Origin of the sequence: Gillisia marina (genome assembly GCF_000258765.1) — a bacterium.
Classification (GTDB): domain Bacteria; phylum Bacteroidota; class Bacteroidia; order Flavobacteriales; family Flavobacteriaceae; genus Gillisia; species Gillisia marina.
Map to the genome: position 1 here is coordinate 1 of NZ_AJLT01000083.1, position 321 is coordinate 321.

Genomic DNA, 321 nt, shown 5'->3' on the forward strand with positions numbered 1-321 from the left:
GCATCGAGTAATGTTGTACACTACTCTCATCCATCTTCCAGTGAGCCACCAACGCTCCATTTGATGGAGCCGATATAGTGGTGAAACTCCTTACAGCAGACCAGTTGCTATCTCCCACAGCATTGGTCGCTAATGCCCGCCAATAATAAGTAGTGCCATCATCCAGTCCTGAAACCGAAGTGGAAGTTCCTGTAATATTGCTTTGATTTACTAGTGTTGATGAAAAATCAGAGGTTGTGGACACCTGCACCTTATAGCTATCTGCTCCCGAAGCAGCATTCCAACTCAGACTAGGGCTTAGCGCAACATCCGTAGCCCCAT

Annotated in this window: 1 protein-coding gene; it reads right to left on the reverse strand. The window is 47.0% G+C overall.

Annotated elements, in window-relative coordinates; all coding sequences use genetic code 11:
* On the reverse strand, positions 1 to 321 hold a 321-nt coding region (locus tag ON07_RS16605; RefSeq protein ID WP_010232507.1), incomplete at both ends, for a fibronectin type III domain-containing protein.